The 18,731-nt window shown below is 67.1% G+C and carries 18 protein-coding genes; 3 read left to right on the top strand and 15 right to left on the bottom strand.

Translation table 11 applies throughout. From position 1 onward, the window contains the following. Positions 1-2: 2 nt before the first annotated feature. The 12 genes from cyoA to V8201_RS08675 form a co-directional block, all read right to left on the bottom strand. The gene (gene cyoA, locus V8201_RS08730) at positions 3-857 is read right to left on the bottom strand and encodes a ubiquinol oxidase subunit II (protein WP_336545040.1); all 855 of its coding nucleotides are present in this window, start codon (positions 855-857) and stop codon (positions 3-5) included. A gap of 189 nt (positions 858-1,046) precedes the next feature. Next, positions 1,047-1,361: a GCN5-related N-acetyltransferase gene (locus V8201_RS08725; RefSeq protein WP_336545039.1), complete on the bottom strand. Its 315-nt coding sequence runs from the start codon at positions 1,359-1,361 to the stop codon at positions 1,047-1,049. Between the two features lie 3 nt (positions 1,362-1,364). Further along, positions 1,365-2,756, bottom strand: a complete 1,392-nt coding sequence (gene lpdA, locus V8201_RS08720; RefSeq protein WP_037536638.1) for a dihydrolipoyl dehydrogenase — start codon at positions 2,754-2,756, stop codon at positions 1,365-1,367. A 17-nt stretch (positions 2,757-2,773) separates the two neighbouring features. After that, a complete protein-coding gene (locus V8201_RS08715; RefSeq protein WP_271298730.1) occupies positions 2,774-3,268 on the bottom strand; it encodes a YfbM family protein in 495 nt (164 codons plus the stop codon). Positions 3,269-3,279: 11 nt separating this feature from the next. After that, on the bottom strand, positions 3,280-4,515 hold the full coding sequence (odhB, locus tag V8201_RS08710; protein ID WP_336545038.1) for a 2-oxoglutarate dehydrogenase complex dihydrolipoyllysine-residue succinyltransferase: 1,236 nt from the start codon (positions 4,513-4,515) through the stop codon (positions 3,280-3,282). A 51-nt stretch (positions 4,516-4,566) separates the two neighbouring features. Further along, positions 4,567-7,539 carry a 2-oxoglutarate dehydrogenase E1 component gene (locus tag V8201_RS08705; protein WP_336545037.1) on the bottom strand — a complete coding sequence of 991 codons (2,973 nt, stop codon included), beginning with the start codon at positions 7,537-7,539 and terminating at the stop codon, positions 4,567-4,569. A 154-nt stretch (positions 7,540-7,693) separates the two neighbouring features. Beyond that, the gene (sucD, locus tag V8201_RS08700) at positions 7,694-8,578 is read right to left on the bottom strand and encodes a succinate--CoA ligase subunit alpha (RefSeq protein WP_037536645.1); all 885 of its coding nucleotides are present in this window, start codon (positions 8,576-8,578) and stop codon (positions 7,694-7,696) included. 51 nt (positions 8,579-8,629) lie between these two features. Next, positions 8,630-8,923, bottom strand: coding sequence for a GIY-YIG nuclease family protein (locus V8201_RS08695; RefSeq protein ID WP_336545036.1), 294 nt, complete (start codon positions 8,921-8,923; stop codon positions 8,630-8,632). An 87-nt stretch (positions 8,924-9,010) separates the two neighbouring features. Further along, positions 9,011-9,973 carry a malate dehydrogenase gene (mdh, locus tag V8201_RS08690; protein WP_271298725.1) on the bottom strand — a complete coding sequence of 321 codons (963 nt, stop codon included), beginning with the start codon at positions 9,971-9,973 and terminating at the stop codon, positions 9,011-9,013. Between the two features lie 121 nt (positions 9,974-10,094). Further along, on the bottom strand, positions 10,095-11,192 hold the full coding sequence (zapE, locus tag V8201_RS08685; protein ID WP_336545035.1) for a cell division protein ZapE: 1,098 nt from the start codon (positions 11,190-11,192) through the stop codon (positions 10,095-10,097). A 336-nt stretch (positions 11,193-11,528) separates the two neighbouring features. Then, positions 11,529-12,314, bottom strand: coding sequence for a succinate dehydrogenase iron-sulfur subunit (locus V8201_RS08680; protein ID WP_037536650.1), 786 nt, complete (start codon positions 12,312-12,314; stop codon positions 11,529-11,531). A gap of 80 nt (positions 12,315-12,394) precedes the next feature. Then, a complete protein-coding gene (locus V8201_RS08675) occupies positions 12,395-12,976 on the bottom strand; it encodes a ClpP family protease (protein WP_037536652.1) in 582 nt (193 codons plus the stop codon). Between the two features lie 109 nt (positions 12,977-13,085). Here V8201_RS08675 and V8201_RS08670 point away from each other — a divergent pair, with 109 nt between their 5' ends. Together V8201_RS08670 and V8201_RS08665 are read left to right on the top strand one after the other, a co-directional pair. Next, complete coding sequence (locus V8201_RS08670) at positions 13,086-14,114, top strand: SDR family oxidoreductase (RefSeq protein ID WP_271298723.1); 1,029 nt, start codon at positions 13,086-13,088, stop codon at positions 14,112-14,114. After that, on the top strand, positions 14,114-14,350 hold the full coding sequence (locus V8201_RS08665; protein ID WP_037536654.1) for a hypothetical protein: 237 nt from the start codon (positions 14,114-14,116) through the stop codon (positions 14,348-14,350). The genes V8201_RS08670 and V8201_RS08665 overlap by 1 nt, the downstream gene beginning before the upstream one ends. Before the next feature lie 349 nt (positions 14,351-14,699). On the opposite strand, the gene galA is transcribed toward V8201_RS08665, so the two are convergent. After that, positions 14,700-17,144, bottom strand: coding sequence for a beta-galactosidase GalA (galA, locus tag V8201_RS08660; RefSeq protein WP_336545032.1), 2,445 nt, complete (start codon positions 17,142-17,144; stop codon positions 14,700-14,702). Between the two features lie 227 nt (positions 17,145-17,371). Between galA and V8201_RS08655 the strand changes: the two genes are divergently transcribed. Beyond that, positions 17,372-17,614, top strand: coding sequence for a hypothetical protein (locus V8201_RS08655; RefSeq protein ID WP_152542418.1), 243 nt, complete (start codon positions 17,372-17,374; stop codon positions 17,612-17,614). A 114-nt stretch (positions 17,615-17,728) separates the two neighbouring features. On the opposite strand, the gene V8201_RS08650 is transcribed toward V8201_RS08655, so the two are convergent. After that, positions 17,729-17,953: a hypothetical protein gene (locus V8201_RS08650; protein ID WP_271298720.1), complete on the bottom strand. Its 225-nt coding sequence runs from the start codon at positions 17,951-17,953 to the stop codon at positions 17,729-17,731. 139 nt (positions 17,954-18,092) lie between these two features. Continuing rightward, on the bottom strand, positions 18,093-18,662 hold the full coding sequence (locus V8201_RS08645) for an acyltransferase (protein WP_271298719.1): 570 nt from the start codon (positions 18,660-18,662) through the stop codon (positions 18,093-18,095). Positions 18,663-18,731 lie beyond the last annotated feature (69 nt).

The following is an 18,731-nucleotide window of genomic DNA, read 5'->3' as shown; positions in this document are numbered from 1 at the left end:
GCTCAACTCTCCCGCCCGCCATTGTCGGTTTCATGCACCGGCGCACCGGCCTCCTTGACCGCCGCGGCGAAGAAGCCGCGCGGCACGCTGCCATAAGCGAATGGCGCCACATTGCCCTTCTGGCGGGCGAGCGCGTGATAGCTGGCGGCGGTGAGCGCCGGCCCCTGCCCGCGCATCTTCGCCGCCCAGCCGGCAAATTGCTGCGCCGGCACCGCGTCGACGGTGAAGTCCATATCCGAAAAGCCTTCGCCGCTGTAATGCGCCGACAGGCCGTGGAAGCGGCCGGGCCGGTCGGCCATCAGGTTGAGCTTCGCCTCCATCCCCGCCATCGCATAGATCTGACTGCCGAGCCGCGGCACGAAAAAGCTGTTCATCACCGTCGCCGAGGTGATGCGGAAATCGACCGGCGTGCCGGCAGGCACGACGACGCGGTTGACGGTGGCGATGCCCTGCTCCGGGTAGATGAACAGCCATTTCCAGTCGAGCGCGACGACCTGGATGGTGATCGGCTTGCGCGTCGCGGCGAGCGGTCGGCGCGGATCGAGCTCGTGGCTGGCGATCCAGCCCATGCCGCCGAGAAAGATGATGACGAGCAGCGGCACCGACCAGACGAGCAGTTCGAGCTTGCCGGAATAAGAGAAATTCGGCCGGTGCTTGGCACGGCCATTGCTCGAGCGGAACCAGAAGGCGAAGGCGAGAGTCAGGACGATCACCGGTATGACGATGCCGAGCATCACCGCCAGTGAGTTGATCAGCAACGTCTTCTCACCCGCGGCGACGGGTCCTGCGGGGTCGAGCAGCGCGGGCGCACAGCCGCCGAGGGCCGCGGCCAGCACGAACGGCAGACGTCTCAACATACGAGCGGCGGCAGACAGATCATCATTCCCCTTCGCGGAAGCCCGCCGGAACGGTTCTCCGATAATTGCAACGAGTGGCAATGCGGAGGGTTTCGCCCGCTTACGAACTATTCCGGGGATGATTTGCGGGGATGCGCGAGGAGTGGATCGGCGACTGGCATCGTCGACGCATCGTGCCGGCGCGCCGCCCTAACGCTGGCGCGCCCGCCGCCACGCGAGCGACTGCCGGTTGAGCGTCGCCAGATCGACCGTTCCCGCCGCCGCGCCCTCGCCAAGCCTGAGCGCCTCGGCCAGTCGATCGACCGCTATATGCCGATAGGCCGGCCGCGCCGCGACCGCATCGTACCAGACGCCGCCCACTGCCGCATCGAGCAGGATGCGCTGGAAACAATGATCCGCACGGACCGGCCACATACGACACCCCGCGAGACCGGGCAGGGTCTCGCGGGTCAGCGTCAGCCAGGCGGCTTCGAGGGAGGCGCGGTCGGGATCGGCCGCGGTCATCGCTCAGATATGGATCGGCTTGCCGGTCACCGCCATCGCCGCTTCCTTGAGCGCTTCCGAATGCGTCGGATGCGCATGGCAGGTATAGGCGATGTCCTCGCTGGTCGCGCCAAACTCCATCGCCTGCGCCGCCTGCGCGATCATCGTACCGGCAACACTGGCGATCGCCCAGACGCCGACGACACGGTCGGTCTTGGCATCGGCGATGATCTTGACGAAGCCGTCGGGCTCATGGTTCGTCTTGGCGCGGCTGTTCGCCATCATCGGGAACTTGCCGACCTTGACCTCACCTTTCGCCTTGGCCGCTTCCTCGGTGAGGCCGACGCCGGCGAATTCGGGCATCGTGTAGACGACGCTCGGGATGACGTCGTGGTTCACGATGCCGGTCAGTCCGGCGATATTCTCGGCGACCGCAATCCCCTCGTCCTCCGCCTTGTGCGCGAGCATCAGGCCGGGGGCGACGTCGCCGATCGCCCAGATGCCCGGCACGCTGGTCGCGAAATCGTGATCGATGTCGACCTGGCCACGCGCATTGACCGACAGGCCGGCGGCTTCGAGGTTGAGACCGTCGGTATTGGGCTTGCGGCCGATCGCGAGCAGCACCGCGTCCGCCTCGATCGTCTCGCCCGCACCGCCCGCCGCCGGCTCGAGCGTGAGCGTCGCGCTGTCGCCGGCGACGGTGACGCCGGTCACCTTGGTCGACAGCTTGAACTCCATGCCCTGCTTCTTGAAGATCTTCTGCGCTTCCTTGCGCACGTCGCCATCGAAGCCCGGCAGGATCTGGTCGAGATATTCGACGACGGTCACCTTGGCCCCCAGCCGGCGCCAGACGCTGCCGAGCTCGAGACCGATCACCCCGCCGCCGATGACGACGAGATGCTGCGGCACCTTCGCGAGTTCGAGCGCGCCGGTGCTGTCGACGACGACCTTCTGATCGACGGTGACGCCGGGCAGCGGCGTCACGCTCGACCCGGTGGCGATGACGATGTTCTTGGCGCGCACAGTCTTGCCGGCGACCTCGACGCTATCCTTACCGGTGAAGCTGGCGCGGCCCTTGAGCCATTCGACCTTGTTCTTCTTGAACAGATATTCAATGCCGCCGGTGAGCTGCTTGACCGCGTCGCGTCGCTGGCCGTGCATCGTGTCGAGATCGAGTTCGGCGGTGACCTTGATGCCCATCTTGGCCATCGTGCCGTTGGCGGCGGCATCGAAGAATTCGGATGCATGCAGCATCGCCTTCGACGGAATGCAGCCGACGTTGAGGCAGGTGCCGCCGAGCGTCTCGCGGCTCTCGACGCAGGCGGTCTTCAGCCCGAGCTGCGCCGCGCGGATCGCAGCGACATAGCCGCCGGGGCCGGCGCCGATCACGAGGACGTCATAGTCATACTCAGCCATGATAGGCTCCGTTCATATTATGTGATGAGAGCGAAGGCGTGGTTGCCAGCCTCGACGGCTTTGCGCACGAATGATCGAAGCCCAGCGATATCGGATTGCAGAAACGTCAACGCTTCCTCTCCCTCATCCGCCAGCGTCTCGGCCAAATATACCTGCTCGGCTACGGCAGTCGAGGCATCATAACGCCTCGCCCACTCTTCATCAGAGTGTTTTGCCAAAGCCGAGTGGAACGCCCGTATCGCCTCAGACGGGATAAACCATGCCGGCCCATAACCGTGGTCGGGACCGACTTCTTCGTAGGTACCGAGGATGAAACTCAGCGGACTATCAACGGGACCAGCTGATCCCGTCAGCAGGAAATGGACAGCATGCCACTGCTTGTCCAAGTCCAGGATCTGATAGTCTGGAGAGAGGTCCTCCGGATTGACGAAGTCGTAGATGGACTCGGGATCGGCACGCAAGGAGACGACATCGTCGTCACTGGCGGCTCTTACAACCCAAACCATTCCCATTGTTCGGCTCCTTACAGGTCGATCAGGATCCGCGTCGGGTCTTCGATCGCATTCTTGAGCGCGACGAGGAAGGTCACCGCCTCGCGGCCGTCGATCAGGCGATGGTCGTAGCTCAACGCGAGATACATCATCGGGCGGACGACGACCTGGCCGCCGACGACGACCGGGCGTTCCTCGATCCGGTGAAGGCCGAGCACCGCGGCCTGCGGCGGGTTGATGATCGGGGTCGACATCAGCGAGCCGAAGACACCGCCGTTCGAGATGGTGAAGGTGCCGCCCTTCATCTCGTCCATCTTGAGCGTGCCGTCCTTGGCGCGGCGGCCGAAGTCGCCGATCGTCTTCTCGATGCCGGCGACGGTCAAGTCCTGCGCATCGCGGATCACCGGCACGACGAGGCCGTTGGGCGCGCTGACCGCGACCGAGATGTCGGCATAATCGTGATAGACGATCTCGTCGCCCTCGATGCTGGCGTTGACCGACGGAATGTCCTTCAGCGCCATCGTCGCGGCCTTCACGAAGAAGCCCATGAAGCCCAGCCGGACGCCGTGCTTCTTCTCGAACAGGTCCTTGTACTTGGCGCGCGCCTCGATCACCGCGGTCATGTCGACGTCGTTGAACGTCGTCAGCATGGCGGCGGTGTTCTGCGCTTCCTTGAGGCGCTTGGCGATCGTCTGGCGGAGGCGCGTCATCTTGACGCGCTCTTCCTTGCGGCCGCCCGCGGGCGCAGCGGCCGGCGCCGGTGCGGCGGCGGGCGCGGCGTTCGCCGGCTTGGAGGCGGCAGCGGCGGCGACGTCTTCCTTGGTGATGCGGCCGTCCTTGCCGGTGCCGGTGATCGATGACGGGTCGAGCCCATATTCGAGCACCGCGCGGCGCACCGACGGCGACAGCGCCGCGGGCGAATCGCCGGCCGGCTCGGCCTGTGCCGGAGCGGGCGTGGCGGCAGGCGCGGCTGCGGGTGCAGGCGCTGACGCCGGCGCGGCGGCCGGAGCCGGGGCCGCGGCGGCGCCGTCACCCGCCTCGATCGTCGCGAGCATCGCGCCGACCTCGACCGTGTCGCCGACCTTGACCGCATGGCTGCCCATCACGCCGGCGACCGGCGAGGGCACCTCGACCGACACCTTGTCGGTTTCGAGGCTGGCGATCGGCTCGTCGACCTTGACCGGGTCGCCCGGCTGCTTGAGCCATTCGCCGACGGTGGCTTCGGTGATCGATTCACCCAGAACGGGTACGGTGACTTCGGTTGCCATCTCTTGCATCCTTCTCCCCGGGGAGGCGGGGTCTCAATCGGGGAATTTGGGTTAGCTGCCGGGGGCCTGCGTCGGCCGGGCGGTGGTGGTCGATCCCTCGCCGCGGGTGCGGCGGATTTCCTCGCGGACGTTGTGACCGAGCGCGTCGGCGACCAGCGCGCCCTGTTCGGCGGTATGACGCTTCATCAGCCCGGTCGCCGGCGATGCCGCCGCCTGCCGGCCGGCGTACCGCGCCCGCTTGATCGGGCAATTGGCGGCCTTGAGCGATTCCTCGATCAGCGGCTCGACGAAGAACCAATAGCCGTTGTTCTTCGGCTCTTCCTGCGCCCAGACCACGTCCTGCAGATTGGGCATCCGCGCGATCCGGCGGGCGAGCGCATCTCCCGGGAAAGGATAGAGCTGCTCGACGCGGACGATCTGCGTCGTCGTATCGCCGGCGGCGTTGCGCGCCTCGATCAAATCATAGGCGACCTTGCCGGTGCACAGCACCAGCCGCGTCGTCTCGGCATCCGCCGCGCCGTTGGTGTCCGACAGCAGCCGCTTGAAGTGGCTGTCGCCCTGGAAGTCCGCCGCCGCCGACACCGCCAGCTTGTGGCGGAGCAGCGACTTGGGCGTCATCACGATCAGCGGCTTGCGGAAGTTGCGGTGCATCTGCCGGCGCAGCAGGTGGAAGTAATTGGCCGGCGTGGTGCAGTTCGCGACCTGGATATTGTCCTGCGCGCACGACTGGAGGAAGCGTTCGGGACGCGCCGAGCTATGCTCCGGCCCCTGCCCTTCGTAGCCGTGCGGCAGCAGCATGACGAGGCCGTTGGCCCGCAGCCACTTGGATTCGCCGCTGGTGATGAACTGGTCGATCATGATCTGCGCGCCGTTGACGAAGTCGCCGAACTGCGCCTCCCACATCACCAGCGTCTTGGGGTCGGCGAGCGCATAGCCATATTCGAAGCCGAGCACGCCATATTCGGACAGCGGGCTGTCGAGCACCTCGAACCGGCCATGCTCGACCGTGGTCAGCGGCACATATTTGTGCTCGTCGGTCTGGTCGACCCAGACGGCATGACGCTGCGAGAAGGTGCCGCGGCCCGAATCCTGACCCGACAGGCGCACGCCATAGCCTTCCGACAGCAGCGAGCCGAAGGCCAGTGCCTCGCCGGTCGCCCAGTCGAAATTCTCGCCGGTCTTGAACATCTGCCGCTTGGCGTCGATCACGCGCGCCAGCGTCTTGTGGATCTGGATGCCCTCGGGCACCGTGGTCAGCGTGCGGCCGAGCGCGTCGAACAGCTTGAGCTCGATCCCCGTCTCGACGTTGCGCCGCTCGCTGCCGCCGTCGGTCGGTGCCGACAGGCCCGACCAGCGGCCGGCGAACCAGTCCGCCTTGTTCGGCTTGTAGCTCGCGCCCGCCTCGAACTCGCCTTCGAGCAGGGTGGTGTACTGGTTGACCTTGTCGTCGAGCCACGCCTGGTCGATCACGCCCTCGGCGATCAGCCGCTTGGCGTAGATCTCGCTGACGCCGGGATGCTGACGGATGACGTTGTACATCAGCGGCTGGGTGAAGCCCGGCTCGTCGCCCTCGTTATGGCCGAAGCGGCGATAGCACCACATGTCGATGACGATGTCGCGGTGGAACTTCTGGCGGAATTCGATCGCCATCTTGGTGGCGAAGGTCACCGCCTCGGGATCGTCGCCGTTGACGTGGAACACCGGCGCCTGGACGCCCTTCGCCACATCCGACGGATAGGGCGAGGAGCGCGCGAATTGCGGGCTGGTGGTGAAGCCGACCTGGTTGTTGATGATGAAATGGACGCAGCCGCCGGTATTGTAGCCGCGGATGCCCGAGAAGCCGAGGCATTCCCAGACGATCCCCTGCCCCGCGAAGGCCGCGTCGCCGTGGATCAGCACCGGCAGCGAGGCGACGTGATCGCTGAGGTCATTGGCCAGCGTCTGGATCGCGCGCGTCTTGCCGAGCACGACCGGGTCCGCCGCCTCGAGGTGAGACGGATTGGCGACGAGCGACATATGCACCTTGTGCCCGTCGAACTCGCGGTCGGTCGACGTGCCGAGGTGATATTTGACGTCGCCCGAGCCGCCGATCTCATCGGGATTGGCCGAGCCGCCGGCGAATTCGTGGAAGATGACGCGCAGCGGCTTCGCCATGACGTTGGCGAGCACGTTGAGCCGGCCGCGATGCGCCATGCCGAACACCATCTCGCGCACGCCGGCCTGGCCGCCGTATTTGATGACGCTTTCGAGCGCCGGGATCATGCTCTCGCCGCCGTCGAGGCCGAAGCGCTTGGTCCCGACGTATTTCTTGCCGAGGAACTTCTCCCACTGCTCCGCCTCGATCACCTTGCTGAGGATCGCGCGCTTGCCGTCGGTGCTGAACTCGATCGCCTTGTCCTTGCCCTCCATGCGGTCCTGCAGGAAGCGGCGCTCCTCGACGTCGACGATATGCATATATTCGAGGCCGACGTTGCCGCAGTAATTGCGGCGCAGCGTGTCGACCAGTTCGCGCACCGTCGCCCATTCGAAGCCGAGCGTGCCGCCGAGATAGATCGGCCGATCGAGGTCGGCGTCGGTGAAGCCGTGATATTCGGTGCGCAGATCCTCGGGCATTTCGCGACGCGACAGGCCGAGCGGATCGAGATTGGCGGCGAGATGACCGCGGACGCGATAGGTGCGGACCAGCATCTGCGCGCGGATCGCATCGCCCGCCGCCTTGATGATGTCCTCCCTGGACGGCGCCGCCGTCGGTGCCGCGGCGGGCTTGCCGCCCTTGGCGGGCTTGGGGGCGGGCTCCATCTGCGTCGGGTCGAGCCCGGCGGTCAGATCGTCGGTGGTCGACAAGGGCCAGCGCTTGTTGGCCCAGCTCGGACCGCCGCTGCCTGCCTCCAGGCCTTCGAAGAAGCCGCGCCAGCCGAGATCGACCGACGACTGGTCGGCCTGATATTTGGCGTAGAGCGCCTCGATGAACTGGGGAGACACGCCTGCGGCGATGTCGCTGAAATCCTGACCTTCGTAGCCCATGGTCTTCTTCCTGTTCCCTTCTCCCAGCGGGAGAAGGAGGGGCCCGCCCGCGACAGCGGGTGGGAGGATGAGGGCGAGCGTGGCGCGATGCCCTCACCCTTGTGCCGCCCCGGGGCGGCTCCCTCCCTCTCCCGGTGGGAGAGGGAGGGTTGCATTAGCCGTTCAGCACCTCAAGCAGCGTCGAACCCAGCTCCGAGGGGCTCGCCGCGACCTTGATCCCGGCGGCTTCCATCGCCGCGATCTTGCTCTCGGCATCGCCCTTGCCGCCCGAGACGATCGCACCGGCGTGGCCCATGCGGCGGCCCGGAGGCGCGGTGCGACCGGCGATGAAGCCCGCCATCGGCTTCTTGCGACCGCGCTTCGCCTCGTCGATCAGGAACTGCGCCGCCTGCTCCTCGGCATCGCCGCCGATCTCGCCGATCATGATGATCGACTGGGTCGCCTCGTCGGCGAGGAAGAGCTCGAGCACGTCGATGAAGTTGGTGCCGTTGACCGGATCGCCGCCGATGCCGACCGCGGTGGTCTGGCCGAGCCCGGCGTTCGAGGTCTGGAACACCGCCTCATAGGTCAGCGTGCCCGAGCGCGAGACGACGCCGACCGAACCCTGTTTGAAGATGCTGCCCGGCATGATGCCGATCTTGCACTCGCCCGGCGTCAGCACGCCGGGGCAGTTGGGGCCGATCAGCCGCGACTTGCTGCCCGACAGCGCGCGCTTGACGCGGACCATGTCGAGCACCGGAATGCCTTCCGTGATCGCGACGATCAGCGGGATCTCGGCATCGATCGCCTCGAGGATCGAATCCGCGGCGAAGGGCGGCGGCACGTAGATGACCGACGCATCGGCACCGGTCTTCGACTTGGCTTCGGCGACGGTGTTGAACACCGGCAGGCCGAGATGCTCGGTCCCGCCCTTGCCCGGCGTCACGCCGCCGACCATCTGCGTGCCGTAATCCAGCGCCGCCTTGGTGTGGAAGCTGCCGGTTTCGCCGGTCATCCCTTGCGTGATGACCTTGGTGTTCTTGTTGACGAGGATGCTCATCTCGGTTCTCTTCCTCACTGTGCTAGCGCAGATACGGCAGCGCCAATTGTGTCATCCGAACAAGGACTCGAACAGGTCGAGCCAGTCGGGGTTTTTCTCTTCGATCAGCCGCAGCTTCCAGTCGCGGTTCCACTTCTTGAGCTGGCGCTCGCGGTATCGCGCGGCCTCCAGATCGTCATGAACTTCGTACCAGACGAGTAACGTACAGCCGTATGTCTTGGTGAAGCCGTCGATCAGGCCATTCCGGTGCTGGTAGACACGGGCAGCGAGATCGCTCGTTACACCTGTATAGATCGTTCCGTTGAGCCGGCTCGCCATCATGTAGACGTAGCCGGCCTTGTTCACCGTTCGCCCCGATGTGCTCCCGCGAAGGCGGGAGCCCAGTCCTGGTTCCCCGCCTTCGCGGGGACACATGGGTCCGTCGGGCGCACCTTACTTCAGCGTTTCGTCGATCCCCTTGCACGCTTCGAGCAGTTCCTTGACAGCATCGACCGAGACGGTGAGGTTCGCCTTCGCCTCGTCGTCGAGCGCGATCTCGACGATCTGCTCGACGCCGCCGGCCCCGATCACCACCGGCACGCCGACATAGAGGTCGTTGACGCCATACTGACCGTCGACATAGGCCGCCGCCGGCAGCACGCGCTTCTGATCGTAGAGATAGGCCTCGGCCATCGCGATGCCGCTGGTCGCTGGGGCATAATAAGCCGAGCCGGTCTTGAGCAGGCCGACGATCTCGCCGCCGCCGCCGCGCGTGCGCTTGACGATCGCGTCGATCTTCTCCTGGCTCGACCGGCCCATCGTGATGAGGTCGGGAACCGGGATGCCGGAGACGGTGGAATAGGAGATGACCGGCACCATCGTGTCGCCATGGCCGCCGAGCACGAAGCTGGTGACATCCTTGACCGAGACCTGGAACTCCTCGGCGAGGAAGTGGCTGAAGCGCGCCGAGTCGAGCACGCCGGCCATGCCGACGACCTTGTTGTGCGGCAGGCCGGAGAATTCGCGCAGCGCCCAGACCATCGCGTCGAGCGGGTTGGTGATGCAGATCACGAAGGCGTCGGGCGCATTCGCCTTGATGCCCTCGCCGACCGCCTTCATCACCTTGAGGTTGATGCCGAGCAGGTCGTCGCGGCTCATGCCGGGCTTGCGCGCGACGCCGGCGGTGACGATGATCACGTCGGCGCCGGCGATGTCGGCATAATCGTTCGAACCGATGATCTTGGCGTCGAAGCCCTCGACCGGGCCGCACTGCGACAGATCAAGCGCCTTGCCCTGCGGCACGCCTTCGACGACGTCGAACAGCACGATGTCGCCGAGGTTCTTCAATGCCGCGAGGTGCGCGAGCGTGCCGCCGATGTTACCGGCGCCGATCAGCGCGATCTTCTTGCGAGCCATCCAATCCATCTCCGTTACAGGCAGGGCGTGATTGGTCACGCCGGTTACGCCCGTTTTGCGCGTCCGGCAACCGCTAAACGGTATCGGTTAAAAGTTTAACTGATAATGGTTCGCAGGTGCATTAGGTGCTGCCATGGCCCTGCGCGAGATAGTCTTCGGAGCGCATTTCCTCCAGCCGGCTGACCGTCCGCTGGAATTCGAACCGCCCGTCGCCGGTCGGGTAGAGCGCCTCGGGATTGGCATCGGCGGCGGCGAGCAGCTTGACCTTATGCTCGTAGAGCGCGTCGATCAGCGTGACGAAGCGCGCCGCCTCGTCGCGGTTCTCCGGGCCGAGCCGGGGGATGCCGACGAGGATCACCGTGTGATAGCGCCGCGCCACCGCGAGATAGTCGGCCGCACCGCGCGCCGCGCCGCACAGCTTCTTGAACGAGAAGACCGCGACGCCTTTCAGCGTCTTGGGGACATGGAGCGTGCGGCCCTGGACGACGAGATCCTCGGACGGGATCGGCTCGGTCACCTCGTGATCGGTGAGGCGGAAGAAGGCCGCGGACAGATCCGCCGTCGCCGCCGGGCCGTTCGGCACGAGCCAGATGTTCTGCTGGCCGAGCCGGTCGCGGCGATAGTCGATCGGGCCGTTGAGCGTGACGACGTCGAGCTTCGCCTCGATCAGCGCGATGAACGGCAGGAAATGTTCGCGGTTGAGGCCATTCTTGTAGAGATCGGCGGGCGCGCGGTTCGACGTGGTGACCATCGTCACGCCGGCGGCGAGCAGAGCGGTGAACAGCCGGCTGAGGATCATCGCATCGGGCGAATTGGTCACCATCATCTCGTCAAAGGCCAGCAGCCGCGTCTCCTCGGCCAGCGCGGCGGCGACCGGGGCGATCGGATCGCCGGCTTCCTTGCGCCGTTCGATCGCGATGCGTCCGTGCACCTCGATCATGAATTCGGCGAAATGGACGCGGCGCTTCTTCTCGATCGCGACATTGGCGAAGAACAGGTCCATCAGCATCGACTTGCCGCGGCCGACGTCGCCGAACATGTAGACGCCGCGCGCCGCGTCGCCGCCGCGCCCGGTCAGCCGCCCGAGCCAGCCGCGCTTCGGCGGCATTTCCAGCGCGCTGGCAAGCGTGTCGAGGCGGAGCGCGGCGGTGCGCTGCTCGGCGTCGGGCCGCAACTCGCCGGCGGCGACCAGCGCATCATAGGCGGCGAGGACCTTCATGCTGGCTCCTGCGATCGGATAGAGAGGTTATAGACGCGGCGGCGAGGCTGGTGGTGCGGCGGCATCGGCTTGCCCACCCCAGCCGCAGCTGGCCTTGGCAATCACGCCCGATCAGCGCGAAGCGGGGCCCCACTCCTTTCACCGCGCCACCCCGGCAAAGGCCGGGGTCCAGTTGGGAGAGCGTGCGAGGGGTGCCCTACGTCCCCCGACTGGACCCCGGCCCTCGCCGGGGTGGGCAATAGCGTGGTGTGGAGGACAAGCCAGCTTCGCACCGACGGGCTCAGCCAGTTTACCGGCGCGTTCAACATCACGGCCGGACGGGCGTTAAACGCTCCCTTACAGAATCCGCTCGGCTTCCATCTTCTTGATCTCGGCGATCGCCTTGGCCGGGTTGAGCCCCTTGGGGCAGGTGTTGGCGCAGTTCATGATCGTGTGGCAGCGATAGAGGCGGAACGGATCCTCGAGCTGGTCGAGCCGTTCGCCGGTCATCTCGTCGCGGCTGTCGGCGAGCCAGCGATAGGCCTGGAGCAGGATCGCCGGGCCGAGGAACTTGTCGGCATTCCACCAATAGCTCGGGCAGGAGGTCGAGCAGCAGGCGCACAGGATGCACTCGTAGAGGCCGTCGAGCTTGGCGCGGTCGTCCGGCGACTGGAGCCGCTCCTTGCCCGAGGGCGGCGGGCTGACCGTCTGCATCCACGGCTTGATCGAGCTATATTGCGCGTAGAAGTGCGTGAAGTCGGGGACGAGGTCCTTGATCACGTCCATCGCCGGCAGCGGGGTGATCTTCACCTCGCCCTTCACGTCCTCGATCGCGGTGGTGCAGGCGAGGCCGTTGCGCCCGTCGATGTTCATCGAGCAGGAGCCGCAGATGCCCTCGCGGCACGAGCGGCGGAAGGTCAGCGAACTGTCCTGCTCCGCCTTCATCTTGATCAGCGCGTCGAGCACCATCGGCCCGCATTCGTCGAGGTTGATCTCGAACGTGTCGTAGCGCGGGTTCTCGCCGGTGTCGGGATCGTAGCGATAGACCTTGAAGGTCTTGATGCGCTTTGCGTCGCCGGTCGCCTTATGGACCTTGCCCTTCGCCTTGACCTTGCTGTTCTTGGGCAGGGTGAACTCGGCCATGGCCGCAACGCTCCTCTAAATGCTGCGTTGCGGCTATGCCTTTCGTCGGGCTTTCGCAACCCCTGAGAGATAGGTCGCGGTCAGATCACATCAAGAACGAGGCCGCGGTCGCGCGCCTCCTCGGCCTCGATATACCAGTTGGACGGCGCCTTGCGCTGCAGCTCCTCGAACGGCACCGCCGAACCGCGGACGATCTCGCGGAAGCCTTCCTCCTGGATCTTGATCGATTCCTCGATCTCGTGGAGCTTCGCCTTGAGCACCGCGGGCAAGGTGGTGAGCGGGCCGGACAATTGGATGCTGCTGCTCATCAGCCGCTCGTGCAGCATCAGCCGCGTGCCGCGGGTGAGGAAGCGCGTCTCGACCGGGAAGGCCGCCATGAAGGTGGCGCCGGCGGAATAGACCGCGACCTTGCCGAGGAACAGCGTCTCGCGCCCGGTATAGTCGCGCAAAAGCCGGATATCGTCGCCCATCGCCCGCCCCATCTCCGGATCGCCGCCGAGCGTGGTCAGCGACACGACGATCGGCCCCTCCGTCGGCGCGGCGGCGAGCTGCGTCTTGAAGCGGGCGTACATCATCTCGTCGACGGTGCCGTGCAGCTGGATGTGCGGGACCGCGAGCAGGGGATATTTGCTGGCGACGTTGGCGCGGGGATCTTCGGTCATGCCGCGGCGAACCGTCGCACCCGCGCAAGGTTCCGGCGGCGGCGGACAACATAAGCGGAACCCCTCCCCGCCGGGGCGGTTGAGGGACGACCCAACAGCAGGATATCGCGTGACCCCAGCTCCCCAGCCCGATCGAACCCCGGCGCTCAAGCCGCTCGCCGAGCAGGTGATGGTCATCACCGGCGCGAGCTCCGGCATCGGCCTTGCCACCGCCAAGCGCGCTGCGAAACAGGGTGCGCGCGTGCTGCTCGTCGCGCGCGACGAATCGGCGTTGCGCACGGCGGTGCACGAGATCGTCGCCGACGGCGGGATCGCCGACGCCTATGCCGCCGACGTCGGCGACGCCGCCGCGGTCCGCGCCGCCGCGGCGCATGCCCGCCAGCGATTCGGGCGGATCGACACCTGGGTCAACGATGCCGGCACCGCAATCTACGGCAAGCTCGTCGACATCCCCGACGACGAGCATCAGCAGCTGTTCCGCACCAATTATTTCGGTGCGGTGCACGGCTGCCTCGCCGCCATCCCGCACCTGACCGAAACGCGCGGCGCGCTGATCACCGTCGCGTCGATCGCCGCGGACATGCCGAGCCCGATCATGGGCGCCTATGCCGCGAGCAAACATGCGGTGAAGGCCTATGTCGACGCGCTGCGCATCGAGCTCGCCTCCGACGGCGTCCCGGTGCAGGTGACGCTGATCAAGCCGTCCGGCATCGATACGCCGATCGCGCAACATGCCGCCAACCACGAGCCGGGCGAGGCACAGATCCCGCCGCCGGTCTATGCGCCCGAGCTCGTTGCCGACGCGATCCTGTTCTGTGCGACCCATGCCAAGCGCGACCTCACCGTCGGCGGCGCGGGGCGTGCGCAGGCATTGTTCGCCGCACATTTCCCGTCGCTGTTCGACCGATTGGCGCCGATCGCCGCAACGATGTTCGTCGATCCCAAGAAGCGCCAGCCGGCGCCGAGCAATCTGTTCGAGAGCAACGACACCGGCCGCGTCCATTCGGGCGAGCATCCCGCCGCGCGCCAGACCAGCCTCTATACCGCCGCGGCGAAACATTCCGGCCTCACCACCGCGCTGAGTGCCATCGCCGTGGCGGGGATCGGCGCGTTCGTCTATGGCCGGAAGGATCGGTGATGAGCGCTATCGACTGGCAGATGAGCGCGATCCTCGCCAACGTCGATCGCGGCGGCAACGAAGTGCCGGAGGTGACCAACCTCGCCGATGCGGTGCGCGCCTGGCTCGCGCTCGACCATGGCATGCAGAACGACGCGGTGCTCCGGCCGGAACATCCGATCGTGCTCGACGGCGAGCGGACGGTCGCGCTGACCGGGCAGGCGATCCGGGTGCTTGCCGACCGGCTCGAAGGATAGCGTCTCGGGTTTCTGAGGGGTCGTGCAGAAGCGCAGCGGGATGCGCCTGCCGCGGCAGCGGCTTTCAGTCGACCCGGTGAGGTTCGGCACCGCGTTTCCCCACCCACTGGATTTCCGCGCCTCCGCGCCTCCGCGCCTCCGCGTGAAATCTCCTCTTTCGGCTGGATAGTCGGCGTGCGCGACCGCCGCGTCGATCAGTCTGATCAGATCAGCAAAATGGGTTCACGCGGAGGCGCGGAGATATCGTTCGTGCCGGGCGTAGCGCCCCGGCACCGACGATTGCCGATATCGGGCCGCGATCGCCGCGACCGCCCCTGCTGCGCCCTCTGTGCCTCTGCGCGCGCTCCGATCACCCCGTGCCGATCAGCGGCAGCATCGCCGGCGCGAGGCCCTCGCCGCGCGCGGTCAGCCGGATCGCACCGCCGCGCGCGCCGGCCTGCACCAGCGCCATCGCCAGCCCGTTGAACGCCGAGCGCGTCGTCGCATGATCGGGTTCGAGGCTGCGCGGATCGCCGTTGCCGACGCCGAGCAACGTCGCATCGCCGCTAATCGCGAAGTGCAGCCGGTCGTGCGCGGTCGGCACCTCGTGCCCCGCGGCATCGAGGATCGCCGCGCGTACCACCGCGACCGCGCCGGGCGCGAGCCGGCGGCGGTCGCTCGACAGACCGATCCGCGCCGGCGCGCCGCTGGTGACGCGCTCGGCGGTGAGCAGCCGCCGACCGTCGCGATAGCCATGCGCCGTGATCCGTCCGGGCGCATAGGGCACCTGCCAGACGAGATGGCGATTGCGCGTCACCGTCTGCCGCCCGAGGCTGCGGCCGTTGACGAGCAGTTCCACCGCCTCGCAATTGCTGTGCACCCACACCGCGACCGTCTGCCCCTCGCGGCCCGGCCAGTTCCAGTGCGGGAAGAGGTGGAGCACCGGTTCGCTGCCCCACCACGCCTTGTAATAATAGAAATTGTCCTTCGGAAAGCCGCACAGGTCCATCTGCCCGAAATGCGAGACATTCTCCGGCCAGCGTTCGAACGGCGTCGGCTCGCCGCGATAGTCGAAGCCGGTCCAGACGAAGCCGCCGGCGAGGAAGTCGCGCGCATCGTAGAAGGACCACCAGTCCTGCGCGGTCGTCGCCCAGCGCGGGAACTCCTGGTCGTAGGCGGGCACCAGCCCCTCGGCATCGTTGCGCGCATATTCGCCGCGCGTCATCACCGTGCTGCCCGTCTCGGTGCCGATCATCGGCACGTCGGGATGGGCGGCGTGGAAGCCGTCGATCTCGTTGAGATAATAATTGCAGCCCATCACGTCGAGCACGCGCGAGGCGCCCTGCCCGAGCTTGCCGTTGAACGCCTCGGTCACCGGGCGCGTACCGTCGAGCGCGGTGATGCGGCGCTTCATCGTCGCGGCGATCCGCGCGCCGGTCTCGGTGCCGCGGTGGATCTCCTCGTTGCCGATGCTCCACAGGATGACGCTCGGATGGCTGCGCCCCTGCCGGACGACCCGGTCGAGCTGCGACAGGCCCTCGGCATTGCTCGACATCTGCCGCGTCTCGTCCATCACCAGCAGCCCGAGCCGGTCGCAGGCATCGAGCACCGCCGGCGCGGGCGCATGATGCGTCGAGCGATAGGCGTTGGCGCCCATCGCCTTCAGCTGTTCGAGCCGCCAGACGTGCAGGCTGTCCGGCACCGCGAAGCCGACGCCGGCATGATCCTGATGGTTGCACGTCCCCTTGATCTTGACCGGCTGGCCGTTGAGGAAGAAACCGCGCGTCGCATCGAACCGGATCGTGCGGATGCCGAAGGCACTGTCGTCGCGATCGATCACGACGTCGTCGCGGACGATCTCGCTGGTCAGCCGGTAGAGCTGCGGCGTCTCGATCGACCAGAGCGCCGGGTCGCGCACCTGCCCGACCTGCGTCGCGGTCCCCTGCCCCCACGCCGGCAGCGCCAGCGGATCGGAGGTCAGCCACGCCACCACCCGTCCGTCGGGCGCGGTCACCGTCGAGCGGACGCGCACCGTCGCCGCCGGACCGTCATTGGCGATCTCGGTGGCGATATCGAGCCGCGCCCCGGCGGCGGCCACGGCGGTGCGGACATAGGCGCCCCATTGGCGGACGTGGACCGGCGCGGTCTTGACCAGCCGGGCGTGGCGGTACAGCCCTGCCCCCTCGTACGACCATGCCTCCCCCAGGCTGACGTCGCAGCGCACGAGCAGGACGTTGTCGACGCCCGGTCGGGCGAAATCGGTGACGTCGATCTCGAACGGCGTATAGGCGCTTTCGTTGCTGCCGACGATGAAGCCGTTGAGGATGACGAGGCAGTCGCGCGACACCCCGTCGAACTGGAGCAGCAGCCGGCGGCCGTCATCGTCCTTCGCGAGGCGGAGGATGCGGCGATACCAGCCGACGCTGGTCGCCGGCCAGGCGCGGCCGAGCGGCTTGAACCCCTGGAACGATCCGGTCTTGTCCGCCTCGCTCCCCGGCGGGCCGAACCGCTCGAACGGCAGGTCGACCGCCCAGTCGTGCGGCAGCGTCACCGCCTGCCAGGCGGAATCGTCGAACGTGCCCTCGGCGGCCGGCGTGCCGGCATCGCCCGATTTGGCATAAGTGTCGTGGCTGCGGCCGAAGCCGAAGTCCTTCGCCGGATCGGCGGCATGGCCGAGGTGGAAGCGCCAGTCGTCAAGCAGTTCGACGATCCGCGGGCCGGCGGGCGACGGCACAGGCGCGGCGGCAGGAAGCAAGGTCGCGGCGGCGACGGCGGCGCCGGAGGTGAGGATGGCGCGGCGATGCGGGTGGTTCAATGCACGGGTCCTTGCGCGGGGAGATCGCCAATCCCATCACGCACCGCGCCACCCGTCAAATATAATATACGATTCCGGCCGCGTCACGCTTTTCAGCGTGGTGCGTTCGGCGTCAGGCAGGCGCAAGTTCGCGGCAGGCGAACATTGCAAATGCAGGCGTATTAACCCAATGGTAGCCTCCTCGTGCCAAGTATGGCCGAGGGGTGACCCCACAATAGGAGATTAGCGTGATTCGTAAGTACCTCACCGCCGTTGCCGCTACGGCTCTCGTCGCTGCGCCGGTCGCTGCGGCACCGGCCAACCCCGCTGCGAGCCTGTCGGTTGCCAAGTCGGTCCGCACCGGTTCGACCTCGGCCAAGAAGAACGAGCTCGCCGGTGGCGGCGTGATCATCGCCGTGCTGGCGGTGGCTGCGGTTGCCGCGGGCATCGTGGCGGTCGCTTCGGACGACGGCCAGGCCGACAGCAACTAAAATCCGTTTTTCCGGGCCATCGCCGCGCGATGGCCATGGGAAACGGCAGCGCCACGGGCGTTCGCAAAGGGGGCTGCGGCCCCCTTTGTTGTGTCCGCCGCGGCCGCAGCCGCGTCACCGCTCGCCGCGCTGATCGGTCAGCCGCGCCGGGCCACGGTTCCAGCGGCGCATCAGCGCGCGTACCAGTCCGCCGCGATGATAATAAGAGTCATGCCATTCGGCGGCCCGGCGGCGCTGCGCGCGGCGATCGAAGCGGATGGCGAGGAGCAGCAGCACGACGACGCACAGGATGCTGCCGAGGATCAGCATGTCGCTTGCGGAAAGATGTTGCCAATACATGCGTCACGGCCCCTTCCGGGCGCCCTGCCGGCCCGGGCGTTGACGAGCCTGCCGGCAGGGCGTGTCCTAACATGGCGTCGGCCCCGCCCCGCGGCAACCGGTAAGGCGCCGGTGAATCCCGTTACGATACAGACACCGGTCAGCCGCGCACCAGCGCGACCGGGCGGGCGCCGCGGCGCACCGGCAGTTCCTTGATGCGCCGCGCGCGCACCGTGCCGCTCGCCCCGACCATATTGACGTAGAGGCCGTTGGGCGCGGTATCCTCGGTCACCACCGCCTGCGCGCCGATTTCGCAGCCCTCGCCGATCGTCACGCCGGGGTTGATCGTCACGTCGGTCATCACCCAGCAGCCGGCCTTGATCGTGATCGGCGCGTTGATCGTCTCGGGCGACGAACGGCGGGTCGGATCGCCGGTATGATGATGCGTGCTGGTGGTGAAGGTCACGCCCGAGGAGACGCGCGCGCCATCCTCGAAGGTCAGCCGCGCCGCGCCGTCGTACCGCGCGAAGCAGTTGAGCATCGCGTCGCGCCCCATGACGATATCGGCGCTGTCGAGCCAGCACGAATGACGCACCGTCGCGGTCGGATGGATGCGCGCACCGGCGAAATTGAGCAGCCGCCGTCGCCACCGATCCGAGATGAACACCGATCCCTGGATGCGCAGGATCAGCGCGCGCAGCTTGGTCCGCTGCCAGTGTTCGGTAGCCATATGGCGTCTCCCGGCACGACCTGTCGCGCCCCTGTCGCCACGGTAGGGCAACGCCCTTGGCCTAGCGCA

The sequence above is a fragment of the Sphingomonas kyungheensis genome (assembly GCF_037120395.1).
GTDB classification, from domain to species: domain Bacteria; phylum Pseudomonadota; class Alphaproteobacteria; order Sphingomonadales; family Sphingomonadaceae; genus Sphingomonas; species Sphingomonas kyungheensis.
This window is presented reverse-complemented; position numbering and strand designations above follow the sequence as displayed.

What these genes read in the sequence shown, in the direction of transcription:
- zapE (WP_336545035.1), bottom strand. Translation starts at nt 11,192, where the DNA reads ATGAAGGTCCTCGCCGCCTATGATGCGCTGGTCGCCGCCGGCGAGTTG.
- V8201_RS08650 (WP_271298720.1), bottom strand. Translation starts at nt 17,953, where the DNA reads ATGTATTGGCAACATCTTTCCGCAAGCGACATGCTGATCCTCGGCAGC.
- V8201_RS08645 (WP_271298719.1), bottom strand. Translation starts at nt 18,662, where the DNA reads ATGGCTACCGAACACTGGCAGCGGACCAAGCTGCGCGCGCTGATCCTG.
- sucD (WP_037536645.1), bottom strand. Translation starts at nt 8,578, where the DNA reads ATGAGCATCCTCGTCAACAAGAACACCAAGGTCATCACGCAAGGGATG.
- V8201_RS08675 (WP_037536652.1), bottom strand. Translation starts at nt 12,976, where the DNA reads ATGACCGAAGATCCCCGCGCCAACGTCGCCAGCAAATATCCCCTGCTC.
- cyoA (WP_336545040.1), bottom strand. Translation starts at nt 857, where the DNA reads ATGTTGAGACGTCTGCCGTTCGTGCTGGCCGCGGCCCTCGGCGGCTGT.
- V8201_RS08715 (WP_271298730.1), bottom strand. Translation starts at nt 3,268, where the DNA reads ATGGGAATGGTTTGGGTTGTAAGAGCCGCCAGTGACGACGATGTCGTC.
- odhB (WP_336545038.1), bottom strand. Translation starts at nt 4,515, where the DNA reads ATGGCAACCGAAGTCACCGTACCCGTTCTGGGTGAATCGATCACCGAA.
- lpdA (WP_037536638.1), bottom strand. Translation starts at nt 2,756, where the DNA reads ATGGCTGAGTATGACTATGACGTCCTCGTGATCGGCGCCGGCCCCGGC.
- V8201_RS08665 (WP_037536654.1), top strand. Translation starts at nt 14,114, where the DNA reads ATGAGCGCTATCGACTGGCAGATGAGCGCGATCCTCGCCAACGTCGAT.
- V8201_RS08725 (WP_336545039.1), bottom strand. Translation starts at nt 1,361, where the DNA reads ATGACCGCGGCCGATCCCGACCGCGCCTCCCTCGAAGCCGCCTGGCTG.
- mdh (WP_271298725.1), bottom strand. Translation starts at nt 9,973, where the DNA reads ATGGCTCGCAAGAAGATCGCGCTGATCGGCGCCGGTAACATCGGCGGC.
- V8201_RS08705 (WP_336545037.1), bottom strand. Translation starts at nt 7,539, where the DNA reads ATGGGCTACGAAGGTCAGGATTTCAGCGACATCGCCGCAGGCGTGTCT.
- V8201_RS08680 (WP_037536650.1), bottom strand. Translation starts at nt 12,314, where the DNA reads ATGGCCGAGTTCACCCTGCCCAAGAACAGCAAGGTCAAGGCGAAGGGC.